This is a genomic window from Mycobacterium sp. Dal123C01, assembly GCF_052566995.1.
In genome coordinates, this window is record NZ_CP199580.1 from 1586695 (window position 1) to 1603652 (window position 16958).

Annotated in this window: 17 protein-coding genes; 7 read left to right on the forward strand and 10 right to left on the reverse strand. The window is 64.8% G+C overall.

What is annotated here, in order from left to right; genetic code table 11:
- The first annotated feature begins 28 nt into the window (after positions 1-28).
- A complete protein-coding gene (gene ligD / locus ACTXG5_RS07575) occupies positions 29-1057 on the forward strand; it encodes a non-homologous end-joining DNA ligase (protein WP_445163094.1) in 1029 nt (342 codons plus the stop codon).
- A gap of 34 nt (positions 1058-1091) precedes the next feature.
- Here ligD and ACTXG5_RS07580 read toward each other — a convergent pair whose 3' ends face one another.
- The gene (locus tag ACTXG5_RS07580; protein WP_445163095.1) at positions 1092-1493 is read right to left on the reverse strand and encodes a hypothetical protein; all 402 of its coding nucleotides are present in this window, start codon (positions 1491-1493) and stop codon (positions 1092-1094) included.
- Positions 1494-1571: 78 nt separating this feature from the next.
- Positions 1572-1907 (reverse strand): WhiB family transcriptional regulator, encoded by a 336-nt coding sequence (locus ACTXG5_RS07585; RefSeq protein WP_445163096.1) that lies wholly within the window; start codon positions 1905-1907, stop codon positions 1572-1574.
- 329 nt (positions 1908-2236) lie between these two features.
- Here ACTXG5_RS07585 and ACTXG5_RS07590 point away from each other — a divergent pair, with 329 nt between their 5' ends.
- Together ACTXG5_RS07590 and ACTXG5_RS07595 are read left to right on the forward strand one after the other, a co-directional pair.
- On the forward strand, positions 2237-2689 hold the full coding sequence (locus ACTXG5_RS07590) for a hypothetical protein (RefSeq protein WP_445163097.1): 453 nt from the start codon (positions 2237-2239) through the stop codon (positions 2687-2689).
- Between the two features lie 81 nt (positions 2690-2770).
- Positions 2771-3202 carry a hypothetical protein gene (locus ACTXG5_RS07595; RefSeq protein WP_445163098.1) on the forward strand — a complete coding sequence of 144 codons (432 nt, stop codon included), beginning with the start codon at positions 2771-2773 and terminating at the stop codon, positions 3200-3202.
- A 54-nt stretch (positions 3203-3256) separates the two neighbouring features.
- Here ACTXG5_RS07595 and ACTXG5_RS07600 read toward each other — a convergent pair whose 3' ends face one another.
- Both ACTXG5_RS07600 and lysA read right to left on the reverse strand, forming a co-directional pair.
- Positions 3257-4054 (reverse strand): rhomboid-like protein, encoded by a 798-nt coding sequence (locus ACTXG5_RS07600; protein ID WP_445164303.1) that lies wholly within the window; start codon positions 4052-4054, stop codon positions 3257-3259.
- Between the two features lie 113 nt (positions 4055-4167).
- Positions 4168-5544, reverse strand: coding sequence for a diaminopimelate decarboxylase (gene lysA / locus ACTXG5_RS07605; RefSeq protein ID WP_445163099.1), 1377 nt, complete (start codon positions 5542-5544; stop codon positions 4168-4170).
- A 241-nt stretch (positions 5545-5785) separates the two neighbouring features.
- Between lysA and ACTXG5_RS07610 the strand changes: the two genes are divergently transcribed.
- The gene (locus tag ACTXG5_RS07610) at positions 5786-9046 is read left to right on the forward strand and encodes a helix-turn-helix transcriptional regulator (protein ID WP_445164304.1); all 3261 of its coding nucleotides are present in this window, start codon (positions 5786-5788) and stop codon (positions 9044-9046) included.
- A gap of 237 nt (positions 9047-9283) precedes the next feature.
- Here the strand turns inward: ACTXG5_RS07610 and ACTXG5_RS07615 are convergent, their stop codons facing one another.
- Entirely contained in the window at positions 9284-10180 is an 897-nt protein-coding gene (locus ACTXG5_RS07615; RefSeq protein ID WP_445159834.1) for a sigma factor-like helix-turn-helix DNA-binding protein, read from the reverse strand.
- Between the two features lie 180 nt (positions 10181-10360).
- Positions 10361-10915, reverse strand: coding sequence for a PaaI family thioesterase (locus ACTXG5_RS07620; protein WP_445163100.1), 555 nt, complete (start codon positions 10913-10915; stop codon positions 10361-10363).
- A 95-nt stretch (positions 10916-11010) separates the two neighbouring features.
- Between ACTXG5_RS07620 and ACTXG5_RS07625 the strand changes: the two genes are divergently transcribed.
- The 3 genes from ACTXG5_RS07625 to ACTXG5_RS07635 all read left to right on the forward strand — a co-directional run bounded on the left by ACTXG5_RS07625 (position 11011) and on the right by ACTXG5_RS07635 (position 13721).
- A complete protein-coding gene (locus ACTXG5_RS07625) occupies positions 11011-11592 on the forward strand; it encodes a TetR/AcrR family transcriptional regulator (RefSeq protein ID WP_445163101.1) in 582 nt (193 codons plus the stop codon).
- A gap of 80 nt (positions 11593-11672) precedes the next feature.
- A complete protein-coding gene (locus tag ACTXG5_RS07630) occupies positions 11673-12506 on the forward strand; it encodes a mycofactocin-coupled SDR family oxidoreductase (RefSeq protein WP_445163102.1) in 834 nt (277 codons plus the stop codon).
- Between the two features lie 12 nt (positions 12507-12518).
- Positions 12519-13721: a cytochrome P450 gene (locus ACTXG5_RS07635; protein WP_445163103.1), complete on the forward strand. Its 1203-nt coding sequence runs from the start codon at positions 12519-12521 to the stop codon at positions 13719-13721.
- 10 nt (positions 13722-13731) lie between these two features.
- On the opposite strand, the gene ACTXG5_RS07640 is transcribed toward ACTXG5_RS07635, so the two are convergent.
- The 4 genes from ACTXG5_RS07640 to ACTXG5_RS07655 are packed head-to-tail and all read right to left on the reverse strand — an operon-like array spanning position 13732 to position 16903.
- Positions 13732-14301 (reverse strand): TetR/AcrR family transcriptional regulator, encoded by a 570-nt coding sequence (locus tag ACTXG5_RS07640; RefSeq protein WP_445164305.1) that lies wholly within the window; start codon positions 14299-14301, stop codon positions 13732-13734.
- A gap of 60 nt (positions 14302-14361) precedes the next feature.
- Positions 14362-14688 (reverse strand): hypothetical protein, encoded by a 327-nt coding sequence (locus tag ACTXG5_RS07645; protein ID WP_445164306.1) that lies wholly within the window; start codon positions 14686-14688, stop codon positions 14362-14364.
- A gap of 5 nt (positions 14689-14693) precedes the next feature.
- Positions 14694-16019 carry an aromatic ring-hydroxylating oxygenase subunit alpha gene (locus tag ACTXG5_RS07650; protein ID WP_445163104.1) on the reverse strand — a complete coding sequence of 442 codons (1326 nt, stop codon included), beginning with the start codon at positions 16017-16019 and terminating at the stop codon, positions 14694-14696.
- Positions 16016-16903: an enoyl-CoA hydratase/isomerase family protein gene (locus ACTXG5_RS07655; protein WP_445163105.1), complete on the reverse strand. Its 888-nt coding sequence runs from the start codon at positions 16901-16903 to the stop codon at positions 16016-16018. The genes ACTXG5_RS07650 and ACTXG5_RS07655 overlap by 4 nt, the downstream gene beginning before the upstream one ends.
- Between the last annotated feature and the right edge of the window lie 55 nt (positions 16904-16958).

Sequence of the window (16958 nt, forward strand, 5' to 3'; positions counted from 1 at the left end):
CTGACGCGCGACGTGCTGGAATCGAGACATGGCCGCTGCAGCAGAAGAGCTCGACGTCGACGGCGTCTCGGTGCGGCTCTCCAACCCGGACAAGGTGTACTTCCCGGAGCTCGGATCGAATGGCACCAAGCGACGACTCGTCGAGTACTACCTCGCCGTGGCGGGCGGCCCGATGCTGGCCTCCCTGCGTAACCGGCCCACCCACCTGCAGCGCTTTCCCGACGGCATCGACGGCGAGGAGATCTACCAAAAGCGGATACCGCAGCATCATCCCGACTACCTGGAGACCTGCCGGATCACCTTCCCGTCGGGACGGACCGCCGACGCGCTGATGGTGACCCATCCGGCAGCAATCGTGTGGGCGGCGCAGATGGGCACGGTCACGTTGCATCCGTGGCAGGTGCGCTGCCCCGACACCGAGCACCCCGACGAGTTGCGTATCGATCTCGATCCCCAGCCTGGCGTCGGCTTCGAACAGGCGCGCACGGTCGCGGTCGACGTGCTGCGGCCGTTACTAGAGGAGCTCGGTCTCGTCGGATATCCCAAGACATCCGGGGGGCGAGGGATCCATGTGTTCCTCCGGATCGCCACCGACTGGGACTTCATCGCGGTGCGCCGCGCGGGTATCGCGTTGGCGCGCGAGGTCGAACGCCGGGCGCCGGACGATGTGACCACGTCGTGGTGGAAGGAGGAACGCGGCGAGCGCATCTTCATCGACTTCAATCAGAACGCCCGGGACCGCACCATGGCCTCGCCGTACTCGGTCCGACGCACGCCGATCGCGACCGTTTCGACACCGTTGACGTGGGACGAGTTGGCCGGCGCCGAGCCGGACGATTACACCATGGCGACCGTGCCCGACCTGGTGCAGCGCCGCGACGACCCATGGGCCGGCATGGATGAGGTGGTGCAATCGCTTACTCCAGTGCTGGAGATGGTCGAGGCGGACGAAGAGCGCGGCCTGGGCGATATGCCCTATCCGCCGAATTACCCCAAGATGCCCGGCGAACCGAAACGAGTACAGCCGAGTCGGGATACCGACTTGAAGGGGCGTTGACCTTAGAAAAATCGGCGCGGAAGTCCGCCACGCTTCACGAAGTCACCGGCGCGTGGGGCGCCGACAAGCGATCCAGCTCATCGGCCGCAGCCTGCAGGTCGGCGACAACGGCACGTGCACCAGCCGAGTCGAGGCCGTCGGAATGATTTCCGACGGCAAGCAAGATACGCAGCCCGCGCAGGGTGCCGTCCATTAGCTGTTTCCCGTCGATCTCGACGGCAACATCGGCGCCGCGCTTCGAGAGGATGAAATAGCGTTCCCACTCTTCGGGACTCACCGCAGACCATTCCGACAGATCAGCTGTCCTGAAATGGGGGACTTGCGGTGGGGCGACGTTGGCGGCGAGGCGGTTCCGCATTGTGAGCGTCTGCGCGTGGGCGATCACGCCGCGCGTAGGACTCTCGGCGCCCCTGGGGTTGGTTGGCGTGTTTGTCACTTGGTCGATTTCCTTTCGGTTTGCTTGAACTCGCCCGATAACTGGTCGCACAACCGTCAGGACCGGACCTGCGAACGGCTATTTGTTGGTCAGTGCCACCATCTGACGGGCGGCGAAGAGCTTTGACCAGGAGACGACCTCAGGGTGCTGCTTCAGCAGCGCTCGTCGTTGGCGTACGGTCTGGCCGCCCCAAACGCCGAACTCCATCTGGTTATCGAGCGCGTCGGCGAAGCACTCGGCGATGACCGGACAGTGCCGGCAAATTAGAGTCGCTTTCCTCTGCGCCGCTCCGCCAACAAAGAGTTCGTCGGGATTGATCGAGCGACATCGCGCCTTCGTGACCCACGCGGCCCGGGCTGCGCGGCATTCCGCTGCTGCGGTCGCGACTGCGACGGCCGGGCTGTGTGTCGGCATCAGATCCTCACCTGGGCTTCGACATCGCTGCCATCACCCGTGTCGGATTGCTGGCCGGAGCCCACCTGAGGTTTCGTCATAAGGGTTCGCCTACCTGCTGTCGTTCGGTGTGTGCAACCGCCGCTAGCCCTTCGCACCGACGCACGCCCTGCAATAGTAGGAAATATAGTGCAATCATGTCAACTTAATTCCCGTCAGATGTGCAGCTGACGGCAAACTATGCGCCCAAGCTTCCGGTTGTTGCCATCCGAGACGCCCGCGCTGGTTTGTCGGACATGGCCATCGGGTGCTGGCACACTGAAGCCCACCAGCGGAGACCGGAGGCGGCGATGACGACGGTGTATGTGGTCACGGCGGGCAGCGGCGACACCTACCGCGTCGAACGCGTGTACCTCGAGAGCGACCAGGCCCGCGGATTCGCTCGGGACTACAACGGCATTGCCCCGGCCGAACCGGTCCAGGTGGAGGAATGGCAGATAGGCGCCCCGCCGTGCGCCTATGACGGCCCCTACTGGCGGGCGGAGTGGTGGGCGCGAGTCCCGGTGAGCAAGCGTCGCGGCGCGCTGCGCAATACGGACGAGGGCGAACGGTTCGACGACTTCGCCGTCCGCCAGGAATGGTGGACCGGCGACGCCCTGCCGGACGCCAAGGTGGTGCGCCGGGAACTGGCCGGGGTGCCGAGGGTCGAGGTGGTCGGGTCGTCTCGGGAAAAGGTGGAGGAACTCTTCTGGGACACGATTACCCAGGTCAGGGCCGATCTAGCGGGCATACCGAGGAAATGATTTCCGCTATTTTCCGCATCGGACGGAACAAAAAGTGGATGGCGACTCGACATTGCCGCCCTGGCGCGCCATGATCCCTGCATGGACCGACGCGCCCTGGAACGGCTCGGCCACTACATAGTGAGTCGGCGGGTCGCGCTGGGCTTCCGCAGCCGCACCGACCTGGCCGGCAGTCTGCAGTTCACCCTGCGTACGCTCGCCGACATTGAGCATGGTGTGCGTAAGGCCAGCCCGGGAACCTACGCCATGCTCGAGAACAAACTTGCCTGGGCGCCCGGCAGCATCGACACCATTCTGATGGGCGGCGAGCCCAAAGAGCTCGTGGTCAACCTCCGACGGACGATCCACAACCCGCTGTCGCGGGCCTCCACCGAAGCGCTGTCCTATGCCTCCACCGAGGAATTGTTGCTCGAGTTACGACGCCGCATCATCGCCCCCCGCGCCAGACGCCACGAGGGCTGGGATGACGGGGACGGCCTTGACCCGCAAGGCGACTGGCCCGAACAGGGATAGCAGGATATTTCCGGGTCAGGCTTTGGGACTGATGCGGGTGATTTGCCGGATTGGCTACGGCTGTGCCCGCTGCGGCACCATTCCCGGCTGCTGCTGTGTCAATGCTGCGCTGTCGCGTCCCCGCATTACCCAGGCGGCGACAAGCGCGATCAGTGCGCCGGCCACGCCGGCGACCGGGGCCGGGCCCGCTGGTCCGCACAGCACTAGATAGCCGAACGCGGAACCGATGACCAGCAAAACCGAGTGGAGAAGTGTCCAGCGCAAGATCGAGCGCAGTCGGAAGGACACAGCAATGCCGAGCAGCAGCGCAACCACATGACCGATGGCGGTGAACTCGGCGCTCAAGGCCATGGCGATTGCATTGCCCACCCACCAACCGATCCAGATTGGCCGCCACCGCGACGGTATCGACGCTGTGAGCGCCCCGAGGACGCAAACCGCGCCGTAACTCATCCCCACGTCGGTGGCGCGCGCCAGGGACATCGGCAGCCACCCCGCCTGTAGCGCAGTGGCCAGCCAGACTGCCACGATCAACGTGGCACCGATATGACCGAGTGCGAACGCGACAACCAAACCCCTGCTGCGCCAGATCAGTTCGCCCAGAGCCAGCAAGCAGACCAGGCCCGGCAGCCAAAGAAGCACACGGCCGCTATCGCTGATAAACGCACTCCCGACCAACGTGACCACGTGGCCGTGGGCCAGATTGTGCAGATTGGTGCTCATCTCGCTCACCGCGACATCGTGCGTGTGCGGGCCGAGCGCCGTCAGCAAGAACGAGACCCCGACCAGCATGGCGGCGTATGCGATGGTGGCGGGCAACCACGCCGCTACAGACAGCACCCGCGCAGTCACCGTCGTCGAACGGTTCTCGGCGGGAAGCACTGTGGTTGCACCTTTGTGGTCGTTCCGGTTTGCGATAGGCGACCAACCGTCACCGCGCGGGTCAACAGCCATGTCAGACATGCCTATTCCCCCCTCGCCTTGTCGATAACCATTGTCGCCGACCCACGGCGGTCCGGCGGGTGAGACCAATCACAGTCGCGGGCCAGCAGATCGGCGACCGTTTCTCGGCGGACGAGCACCCTAGGCCGGCCGGCGGCGACGTTGATGAGTGGTGGGCGACCCACCAAGTTGCAGGTGGATCCCATCGAATAGTGGTAGGCGCCAGTGCACGCCACCGCCAGGAGGTCGCCGGCGCAGACGTCAGTGGGCAACTCGACGTCGCGGGCAATCTCTTCTCCGGTCTCGCAATGCCGGCCCACAATTGTGACGGGTGCGGTCGTGGTTGGTACATGCCGGTTAGCCACTGCCACTGTGTATTTCACGCCGCGGAGTGCTTCGTGCGGGTTGTCGACCATTCCGCCGTCCACGACGACGAAGGTGCGTCCGTCGGGCTGGTGCTTGACGGAGATCACCCGGTACAGCGTTATTCCGGCGCGCGCGGCGATCGCTCGACCCGGCTCGATCACGATCTGCGGGCGGGGATAGCTGTGTTCGGCGCACGCGGATGTGAGCGCGCCCTCGATGACCGCGGCGAGTGCGCGTGGGCTGAATTCGGGATCGCCGGAAACATAGGGGACCGCGTATCCGCCGCCGAGGTTGAGCTGGCCGAGCACGACGCCATAGCGGTCGCGCACGTCAGCCATCAGGGCGACCATTTGGCGGATCGCCGCACCGTGTAGCGCTGCGTCGGTGAGCTGCGACCCGAGGTGGCAGTGCAGCCCGACCAGGTTCAGCCACGGCTGATCCAGGACGCGCCTGACCGCACCGGCCGCCCGGCCGTCCGGCAAGGCAAAGCCGAAGCTGGCCCCGTCCTGGCCGACGATGTCGGGGATCACCCGGATCAGCACGCTTTGGCGGCGGCGCACCCGCGCGGCCAGCAGCGCGATTTCGGTCGGGGAATCGATGACGATGCGGCCTACCCCGGCGCCGGCCGCGTCGTAGAGTTCGCCGCCGGTCTGGGCGTTTCCGTGCAGGATGATCTGCGACGACGGCACCTCGGCGGCCAATACGGTGGCCAGTTCGCCGGCCGAACAGACGTGCAGGCCGGCACCCTCGCTGGCGGCCCACTCGGCCACCGCGGTGCTCAATAGTGCCTTCGCGGCGTAGACCAGCTCGACCCCGGGAAGCGCGGCTCGATAGCGGCGAAGACGGGCCCGAAAGTCCTCTTCATCCACCACGTAGGCGGGCGTGCCGAACTCGGCGGCGATCTCGGTGACGGCCAGCCCGCCGACACACAGCCGGCCCAGGTCGTCGACGTCGGCACTCAACGGCCAGATTGCGCGATCGAGTTGCGGCTTCAGTCCGTGCCGCAGCGACGGAAGCAGCTCGAACAGCGTCATGCTTCCAAATTGAGGTCTGCGGCGGCGTCACGCACCGCTCTTAACGAATTTTTCACACCAGGGTGATCAATCTTCACGATTTTCGCCGGCGGCGGACCGCGCCGCGGTCTCCGCCCCCGATTGGCTGCAATCTGCGCGTTTCCGCCGATGTTTTGCCCACGGTGGCCGCCGCATGCTGACTAACATGAGCGAGATTGATCCACGCGTGGACGTGCCGCTGGTGGATTGGAGCGAACTGGGCGTGAGCGGTCTGTTACCAACCGGCACGGTGACGTTGCTGTTGGCTGATGTGGAGGGCTCGACGCGGCTGTGGGAAACCCAGCCCGCGGAGATGACTGCGGCGATCGCCCGCCTGAATCACGCGGTGTCGGAGATTATCGCCGGCCATGATGGCGTTCGGCCGGTCGAGCAGGGTGAGGGCGACAGCTTCGTGGCGGCGTTCGCCCGTGCTTCCGATGCGGTGTCGGCGGCGCTGGAGTTGCAGCGCGCTCCGCTGGCGCCGATCCGGTTGCGCATTGGTGTGCATACCGGTGAGGTGCAGTTGCGCGATGAGGGCAATTACGCGGGTCCGACGATCAACCGGACCGCACGGCTGCGCGATCTGGGGCACGGGGGCCAGACCTTGTTGTCGGGGGCGACCGAGCAGATGGTGGTCGACCGGCTTCCGGCGGACACCTGGGTGACGGATCTGGGCACCCATCCGCTGCGCGATCTGCCCCGGCCTGAGCGGGTGGTGCAGCTGTGCCATCCCGATCTGGTCAACGAGTTCCCGCCGCTTCGGGTTGCTAAAGCGGTTGTCTCCCAGCGACTTCCGGCGCAGTTGACCAGCTTCGTCGGCCGGGAATCCGAGCTGGCTCAGCTGCGAGAACTGCTGGCCGGAAACCGGTTGGTGACGCTGACCGGTGCGGGAGGAGTCGGCAAGACGAGGCTTGCGGTGCAAGTCGCGGCCCAGCTGACAAGCGATTTCGCCGACGGAGTCTGGTATGTAGACCTGGCGCCGATCACCGATCCCGACGTCGTGCCGATCGCGGTGGCCCGCGCGTTGGAGCTACCCGATCAACCGGGCCGCTCCACGATGGAGACGCTCACCCGTTTCGTCGCCAACCGTCAGATGCTGATGGTGTTGGACAACTGCGAGCATCTGCTGGATGCAAGCGCGGAGCTGGCGGTGGCGCTCCTCGGTGCCGCCGAGAAACTGACGCTGCTCGCCACCAGCCGCGAGGCGATCGGAGTTGCCGGCGAAGTGGGTTGGCGGGTGCCGTCGCTGTCGTTAGATGGTGAAGCCATCGAACTGTTCGGCGATCGAGCTCGGCGCGCTCGGCCGGACTTTGTCGTCACTGACGACAATGCCCCGGTGGTGGCGGAGATCTGCTCTCGGCTCGATGGTTTGCCGCTGGCTATCGAGCTCGCGGCGGCGCGAGTGCGGGCGTTGTCGCTGGCCGAAATTCTCGGCAGCTTGCACGACCGCTTCCGGCTATTGACCGGCGGCGCGCGCACCGCGGTGCGCCGCCAGCAGACGTTGCGTGCCTCGGTGGATTGGTCGCATGCGCTGTTGACTGAACCCGAACGGGTGTTGTTCCGCCGGTTGGCGGCATTCGTGGGTGGCTTCGACCTCGAAGCAGCGCAGGCGGTCGCCGGATCCGGCGACGTAGCGCGCTACCAGGTGCTCGACCAGCTCAGCCTGCTGGTCGACAAGTCTCTGGTGGTGGCCGACGACAGCCGAGACCGCACTCGGTATCGGCTACTGGAGACGGTTCGCCAGTACGCATTGGAAAAACTCGGCGAATCCGGAGAAGCCGACGCCATCCGGTCCCGGCACCGCGATTACTACACGTCCATGGCCGCTGCGGTCGATGCGCCGGCCGGCCGCGACTATGAGCAACACATCGAGCGGGCCGAGCTGGAGATCGACAACCTGCGGGCTGCGTTCGGATGGAGTTGCGAGAACTCCGGCACCGAGCAGGCGCTGGCGCTGGTGTCCTCGCTGCAGCCGGTGTGGCTCGCGCGGGGGCGCGTTCGGGAAGGGATGGCGTGGTTCGACGCGGTCCTCACTCACGATGTCGAGCAGGACGCCGAGGTGACGGCCAAGGTACGCGCGCGGGCAATGGCCGACAAAGCGATGCTTGATTCGACGATGCGCGCCGCGGACAGCGTGGGAACGGCCCAACATGCTCTGGCGCTTGCGCGCGACGTAGACGATTCGGCCCTGCTGGCAAGGGCGCTGACCGCGTGCGGATTCGCCGCCGCCTATAACGCCGAGCTGGCTGGCGAGTACTTTGCCGAGGCGCTCGAACTCGCCCGGGAGTCCGACGACAAATGGCGGCTCTGCCAGATACTGGCCTGGCAGGCGCACGCTGCGATTCTCGCCGGCGATCCGATCACAACGCGCGTGGCCGCCAAGGAAGGACGCGACCTTGCCGACGCGATTGGTGATCGGTTCAACTCGCGGCACTGCCGCACGTCGCTCGCACTGGCACAGATATACGGGGGTGATCTGAGCGGAGGTTTGACTCAATTCCGGGCGGTCGCGGCCGAGGCCAAAGCCGCTCACGACGGGATCTCCGAGGCGGCCAACCTCGCGCACCAGTGCACCGTGCTGGCGTGGCAGGGGGACGCGAGTGCGGCCCGGGCCGCGGGCAACGCCGGCCTCGCATTCGCCACCGTATTTGGCGTGGTCGTCGATGGTCTTTGTCACCTGGCGTTGACGCAAGCGGCGCTGGCCGAAGGCGATGTCGGGGAGGCTCTGGACGCGAGCGCGGCGGCCTGGGAGGCCGCCGGCGTCCTGCCGGGCTACGCCGTGCACCAGCGCCCCGTCATTGCCCAGGCCGCGCTGGCAAACAGAGATCTGGCCACTGCCCGGCGCTGGGCAGACGACGCGGTCGCGACAGCGACCGGTTGGGCCGTCCAGATGTCGGCTTTGACGACGCGCGCCCGCGTGGCGATTGCGCAGGGCGAGCCGGACCAGGCTGAACGTGATGCCCATGAAGCGTTGGCAAGCATCCCCGAAGGTTTCGGGCCACTATGTTATCTTCCCGACACGCTCGAATGTCTGGCCGCAGTGGCGGCAGACGCCGGTAGTCACCGCGAAGCGGCGCGCCTTTGCGGCGCTGCGGCAGCCCTTCGGCAGCACATGGGCGCGATGCGGTTCAAGGTCTGGGACGCCGACTACGAGGCAACGGTGGCCGTACTGCGAGAGGCGATGGGCGACAGCGATTTTGAGACGGCGTGGGCCGAGGGCGCGGCCCTGTCCACCCAGGAAGCGGTCGCCTACGCGCAGCGCGGCCGCGGCCAACGCAAACGGCCCACCAGTGGGTGGGACTCACTCACGCCGGCCGAGCAGGACGTGGTGCGACTTGTCAGCGAAGGACTGGCCAACAATGACATCGCGACAAGGCTTTTCGTGTCACCACGTACGGTGCAGTCTCATCTCACGCACGTCTACACCAAGCTGAGCTTGACCTCCCGGGTACAGCTCGCTCAGGAAGCAGCCCGCCACGCCTAGCTGGCGAACGGGATGTCGCCGCGGGCAGCTTTACGGGCGGCCAACACCGCACGTGCGGCATCACCAATCGGAATGCGCAGTGGCAGTTGAGGTTTCCCCGCATTCCACGACCTCGGCGTGAACGAAGTCGCTGCTATCGCCGGAGAATATCCGGCGTGGGAATCACGTTCCACCGCAACGCCTTTTGTTTAACGTGCCGAATTCGAATTCTCGGCCGACCAGGTCGGCGGATATGTCCTACCGCGCTTGCCCGAAGATCCTTGGGAGCTGGCGGGCCTTGTCCATGAGTTCGCGATCGGACTTGGCGAGGCGACCCAAGCGAGGCACGGATGTGTCGATGATCCGGTGAAATCTTTCTAGTAACTGCTCGACGGTCAAGCCGAACGTGGGATAGACATCCTCGCCCCACCCCTCACCGTTGGGCGCCCACAACAGAACGTAGCGAACGATCTCACGATCGAACCAGTCAAGTTGATCTGCGCAAGTGACTCCCTCGGATAACCGGTGGAGCGGCACGTATTTCGGCTTCGCGCGTTGCGGCTTCGGGCGTCGTACCCGAGCCGTGTTGTTCGACGCATCCCCCAGAAACTGGCATGCTGCCTGCTCGCGGCAAGCGAGCAGCACGTGCCGCAATTGATGGCGGCCGCGGTGCAGCAGTGAAATCACCGCGCTGACCGAGCGGTCGGTGATGTCGGCGATCTCGGCGTAAGAGAAGCCCTCCACGTCGGCGTAGTACACCACCATGCGGGCGTCTTGTCGCAACGCCTGCAGGGCTTTGGTGAACACTGCGGCGGGCAACGCCTCGAGCGCCTCCACCTCCGCCAAGCTCAGCCGTGTCGCTGGGTGCTCCCGAGCCAACGCCAATCGCCAATTGGCGTTGGTCAACAGCCGATACAACGAGGCCCTCAGGTTGGTGCTCTCGGAAAGTGAGCCGAACTGCCTGTGGGCGTTCATCATCGTCTCTTCCAGGAGATTCTCTGCCTCTAGTCGATCCCCGGTTAGCGCTAACGCACCCCGGTAGAGCGTGTCGAGCAATGGGAGAGCCTCGCGCTCGAAGCGCACCGCAAGGTCAGCCTCACTCGCGCTCTCTCGCGGAGAGGATGACTGAACCGGACCGTCGGAATCGACCATCATCGTCTTGCTCCCGGTGTCATTCGGCCGGCTGAGTGCCCACGGTTGTGCGGCGTAAACCCGACGACAGGAATGCATCTGGATCTGACGGCGGCGTCCTCCTCGTACTGGCCGTGGGGTTCACCACGGTTGTTCCGGTGCCGCCGTGCCGGGCGATTGCGCCGACTACCAGGACGGGGGCGTTCATCGCCGCAACTCGAAGATCACCAGGGTGCTGCTCGCGGTGGCCACGAGCTTCCCCGAAGCGTCGCTGACCTTCGCCTCGGTGAACCCGATCCGCGAACCCGTTTTCACGACGGTGCCGACTGCGGTCAGCATCCCGCTGGCAACAGTGACCGTCTTGAGGTAATTGACCTTGATTTCGACGGTGCTGTATCCGACGCCTGCGGACAAGGTGGTGTGCAGCGCGCAGCCGGTGACTGTGTCCAGCAGGGTGCACACGGCGCCGCCGTGCACGATGCCAAGGGTGTTGTACATCGAGGCGTCCGGTGTGCAGCTGAAGGTGATCTGGCCGTCTTCGGCGTCAACTACGCGCATCCGCAGCAGCTCGCTGATCGGTGGCGGTGGCAGGTGTCCGTCGGCGACCGCCCTCCAGTACGAGAGACCGGACATCGACGCCGATGTGGTTTGTGTCGTGATCGGGTCGCGCCAGGTGACCAACCGCGACTGCTCTGCGCCCCACCCCGCGGAGCTCAGGGACTCGGTGGCATCACTGCGCATGTCGCGGGAAATTGTCATGCATTGCCTCCAGGGGGAAACTGATCGGTTTACTTACTGCGGCCAACATAGCCATACTTTCGGCGGTTGTAAACCGATCGGTGTATCTTGAAGGAATGGCCGAACTGACGACGCGTCCATCCGGCGGACGCGGGGCGCGGGAGCGGATCGAGCGCGCCGCGGCCCAGCTCTTCTATCGCAACGGAATTCACGCGACCGGTGTCGAGCTCATTGCCCAAGAGTCCAACGTGTCCAAACGCACCCTCTACCAGCACTTCCCCAGCAAGAACGACCTCGTGGACAGCTACCTGCGCGGCACGGACGCGCGCGGCGGCCCGCGCAGTGAGCGGCGCCTGGACGACACCACGCTGTCTGCCCGGGACCGCCTGCTGGCCATCTTCGAGATGTCGCGACGAGAAGTACTACGGGGCTGCCCCTTTCACAATGCGGCCGTGGAATCCGCCGGGTCGCTGCCGAGCACCGACGAGATCGTGCGGGCTCACAAACAACACTTCACCGGTCGCCTGATCGCCGTCGCGCAAGAAGCCGGCGCCGCCGATCCCCATCTGCTGGGCCAGCAGCTGGCCGTGTTATTCGAAGGCTCGACCGCGATGGCGACGTCGCTCAACGACACCGCGCCGGTCGTGCATGCCCGTGCGGCCGCAGCCACGCTGATCGACGCCTCGCTGAACTCTTGACTACCTCGTCCCGGGGCTGCTAGACATGGCCTGCGCCACAATTTGAGCGATCGCCCAAACAGGACTCGGTGGAGGTTGCCATGGGCCGGATGGACGGCAAAGTCGCATTCGTGACCGGCGCGGCGCGCGGGCAGGGCAGAAGCCACGCGGTGCGGCTCGCGCAGGAGGGCGCCGACATCATTGCGGTCGACATCTGCCGGGACTTCCAGAATTCCCCCGCGGATGGTGCGACACCGGAAGACCTCGACATCACCGCGGGGATGGTCAAGGACGCCGGGGGCCGTGTCGTGACCGCCGAAGTCGACGTGCGTGATTTCGCCGCACTGAAGGCCGCCGTGGACAGCGGCGTCGAACAGCTCGGGCGCCTTGACGTCATCGTCGCGAACGCAGGAATCGGCACGACCGCGGGCAAGCTACACAAGGCCAAAGAGGCACTGTGGCAAGAGATGATCGACGTCAACCTCAGCGGGGTGTGGAAAACCGTGAAAGCCGGAGTACCGCATGTGCTGGCCGGAGACCACGGCGGCGCGATCATACTGACGTCCTCGGTGGCCGGCAATAAGGCCTACCCGCACGTAGGCCACTACGTCGCTGCCAAGCACGGCGTCATCGGCCTGATGCGGGCGTTCGCCGTCGAACTGGGCCAGCGCATGATCAGGGTCAACGCCGTCCTGCCGACGCACGTGAGCTCGCCGCTGCTGATGAACGACGCGACCTACCATGCCTTTCGACCCGAACTGGAAAACCCCGGGCCCGACGACCTCGCGCCGGTGTGTCAGAGCTTTCACGTACTGCCGATCCCGTGGGTGACCCCCGAAGACATCAGCAACGCAGTGCTGTTCCTGGCTTCCGACGAAGCGCGCTACATCACCGGGGTGGCGCTGCCGGTGGATGCCGGCAGCTGCCTGAAGTAAGGGAAAGCATCGATGACTGTCACCAACGACACCGAGGTCTACTACGACCCCTACGACGTCGGGATCAACACCGACCCGTATCCGACGTACGCGCGGCTGCGTGAGGAGGCCCCGCTCTACTACAACGAGCGGTACGACTTCTGGGCGGTATCAAGGCATTCCGACGTCGAACGCGGACTGGCCAACTGGGAGACATTCTCGAACCGTCGCAGCGACATTCTCGAGCTGGTCCAGTCGAAATTCGATATGCCCCGTGGCGTCATGATGTTTCAGGACCCGCCCGAACACACGATGCTGCGCGGGCTGATGTCGCGAGTGTTCACGCCGCGCCGGATGGCTGAGATCGAGGACCAGATCCGGCGCTACTGCATCCGCTGCCTGGACCCACACGTCGGGTCTTCGGAGTTCGACATCATCGCCGAGCTCGCGTCGATGATGCCTATGCGGGTAATCGGCATGCTGTTGGGAATCCCCGAGTCCGAACAGATCTCGGTTCGCGACGCCAATGATGCCAACCTGCGTACCAAACCGGGAGCGCCGCTCAAGGTCGCCAACGCCGACTCCATCGCCGACGGCCGGATCTATGCCGACTACGTCGAATGGCGATCGCAGAACCCATCCGACGATCTGATGACAACACTGCTCAACGTCGAATTCGACGACGAGCAAGGCGTGCACCGAAAGCTGACCCGCAAAGAGGTGCTGCACTACACGCAGGTGGTCGCCGGTGCTGGCAACGAGACCACCGGCCGGCTGATCGGGTGGCTGGCTAAGGTGCTCGCCGAAAACCCCGACCAGCGCCGCGAGATCCATCAGGATCGTTCGCTGCTGAACCGCACCATCGATGAGACACTGCGGTTCGAGCCGACGGGGCCCCACGTGGCACGTTGGATGACAAAGGATTTCGAGTGCTACGGCACCACGGTTCCGGCCGGCAGCGCCATGCTGCTGCTCTTTGGCGCCGCTAACCGCGACCCCCGCCGATACACCGATCCGGACACCTACAACGTCCGTCGCGACAACATCTCGCACATCACCTTCGGAAAGGGTGTGCATTACTGCCTCGGCGCCAACCTGGCCCGGCTGGAGGGGCGCGTCGCGCTGGACGAGATCCTCAACCGGTGGCCCGAATGGGATATCGACTACGACACAGCGCAACTCGCATCGACCTCAACGGTGCGCGGCTGGGAGCGACTGCGGGTTGTGCTGCCCTGACCAGATTCGGTCAGCCCCGCGCGCCGCGGTCTCGGCGTGCTCTCGGTTCCGGCATCTCAAACCGATCCAGGAATCGGTTGACCAGCGCGACGGCCGCCTCGTGGCCTCCAGAGGAGCCTAGCCCCTCCTCTAAAATCAGGGTGCGTCCGATCGCGGCGATGACAACGGCGAGTCCCGCGGGTGGGTATTCGTTTGCGTCGAGGTCATGTTCGCGGACGATGAAATTCAGTGCGGTGATCTGCATTTCGCGCCACCGCTCCGACCAGGCTGCAATTTCGGCCTGGATCTCCTTGCGGTGGTTGGCAAGTCCCATGAACTCCAGCAGCAACCGGGTGTCCTTGGGCGCGATCAGGGTATCCCAGAAGGCGTGCAGTGGGCGGTCGGAGGCCAAAGCCTTCTGCTGACTCTCTAAATACCCCGCGGCGCCGAGGCGGAACACGGCCAGGTATAGGTCGTCCATCGTCGGGAAGTAGTAATGCACCAACGCCGGCTTGACACCAGCCTTGGCAGCCACCCGTCGCGAGGTGGCCGCGGCGTAACCCTCCTCGACCATGATCTGACTCGTCGCGGCCACCAGCATGTCGCGCGTCGTCGAGTCGCGTGCCTTCGGTCGCTCGGATGCGGTCACAGTGTGGTCATATCACACCGCGGGTTCAGCGACCATGTCGAAGAACGCGGCACCGGAATCTGGAATGCGGTTCTGCTTGAACACATTGACCGAGTAGGAGACCAGAATCATCGAATACAGCAGGTGCAGCAGCCGTTCGGCATCCGCGGGCAACTCGTTGATGTCGAGGCCATTCAGCTGGGCGATCGCTTCCTCGGCCCGCGGGGCGATGGCGTCGTAGAACCTGACGAGTTCGTCGTAGGGCTTCGACAGCCGCGCCTCGTAGCGTTGCGCCCGGGTCGGCAACGCCCAATCGGCGACGAACGGTTCGAGGTCGGCGAACCCTTTCGGCAGTGCCAGGTTGGTCACGACGACTCCCCGGATTGGTAGGCATCGACCGTGTCACGGACGACCGTGTGGAATTGGCGGATGAGCAGCTCCTGATCGCTGAGGTGGAAGGTGTTCTGCGCCCGCGTCTTTAGCGCCGAGTGCGTCGCTTCGATGGTGTTCACGTCCTGCATCGCGAACTCGATCGTGCTGTCGACCACCAACTCCTGCGCCAGGCGTTCGGTCGCATTCGACGGCGGTACGAAGTACATGTCGATCTCGTAGATGTGCGAGTCGACGGTCTCCGGCCAGTAGGTGTAGGTGATGTAGTAGTTACGCGCCCAGATCTGGATCGAAATGTTCGGAAAGACCCAGAATTGGTCGTTGCCCCACGATGCGATGTCGCCACGGTTGAGAAACCCGGACTCGCCCAGGCCCCCATCTTCGAGTCCGATATCGGGAACGTCGTCGGGCCCGAAAAGTCCGGCGCGGAAAAGTTTGTAGACCCAGCGCTGGTCTTGGCGCGCAGGTCCCGCGGTGCCCGGCTCGCGCGGCGGCAGCGGCGGCGGCCCGGGAACAGAGGTGAGCATGTGCGGTCGGAACAGCTCGTAGTGGTAGGCGTCGACGGGCGGTACCATCTTCTCGGCTTTGGAGACATCGGGGTCGATGAAGCGACCGTGCACGTACGGCGGGTGATACCACTCGCATACCGAGTCGACGGCCAGCTTCCAATTGCCTTTGATTCGAGTGGAAAATCCGTAGTGCTGCGTCATCTTGTCGAACGGATAAGCCTCGATCCCCAACAGTCCGTCGCCGAGAAAGCTGCGCAGCGGCACCGGGACTTGTCCCGGTTTGCAGGCGAGGTTGACGAAGATGAAGCCCGCCCACACCTCGCAGTGCACCGGGGGCATCCGCAGGGAGTTCTTGTCGAGGTTGAAGAACTCCTCCTCGTTGGTGATGTGGTTGACCTTGCCGTCCAGCCCGTAGCGCCAACCGTGGTACTTGCAGGAGAATGCGCGACAGGTGCCCGATGACTCCTCGCCGGGGTGCTCCTGCCAAACCACCTTGTTGCCGCGGTGGGCGCACACGTTGTGGAAGGCGTGCACGGTGTCGTCCCGGTCGCGGGCGATCACGATCGAAGCCAGGCGGCCGGGCAGCTCCCGGGTAAAGTACGAGCCCTTGCGGGGTAGGCGTTCAATCCGCCCGACGCACAACCAATTCCGCTCGAAGACGGCCTTGCGTTCGGCGGCGAAGAACTCCTCGGAGATCGAATCCTCATAGTTGACCGGGCCGGTACCCAGCTCGGGATAGTCGGTGGTGAACTTGCCCCTGCCGGTCGACAATCGTTGCTGAATACTGGTCACGAGGGGACTCCTTCCTGCGCCGGTGCACCATTGGACCAGGGTTCTTGATCCCAGGCCCGATCCAGCGGCGCCATCTCGCCGCCGAACGGGAAGAAGGCCCGTTGGGCATAGGTTTCCCGCGCCAGACCGTGGCCGAGTTCGTCCAGGAATGCCCGCTTGAGCGGGTTGGTGAACAGCTGGCGCGAGTAACGCAGCGTCAGCGGCGGGCGCTTGACCAATTCGCGGGCGAGCTCCCAAGCCCGATCGAGCAACTTGTCTTTCGGCAGCACCTCGTTCACCACGCCCCACTCCTTGGCCTCCTGCGCGCCGAGCTTCATGCCGGTCAACAGGAAATAGCGGGCGCGGGTGTGGCCGGCCAGAAAGCTCCAGATGACGTGTTGGCCGTCGCCGGGTACCTGGCCGCGGGGGAAGTGCGAGGCATCCTGGAAGTAGGCGTCTTCGGATGCCAGGACGATGTCGCCGAGCAACGGCACCTCGGAGTGCATGTTGCACGGACCGTTGACGGCGCTGATCATCGGAACATCGACGTCGAGCACGTTGGTGATCAGGTGCCTTGCATACCAAGCTTTTTCGTCCAGCTTGAGCAGGCCGCGAGTGCCGGGCATGAGTAGATAGTCGGGCTTCTCGACGGGGTCACCGTTGGGCATCCGTCCCCAGTTGGCATTGTAGTTCTCGCCGGTGCCGGTGTGGATGAGCACCTTGATCTCACGGTCTCCGGCGATGTCGGCGAACGCGTCGGACAACTGGTCGTGTGCCCGCCAGTCCCACACCAGGCTGCCGCCATTGGTGTGGCATTGCATGAACAAGATTCCGTCGTCGGTGAGCTCGAACCGGTAGTTCGCATACCGATCGTGGTATTCGCTAAATCTCGTCCGCTTTGCCATAGAGCAATCCGTTCACTTGAGCGATCGCCCAAATATTGCATCTCAGCCAGCAGCG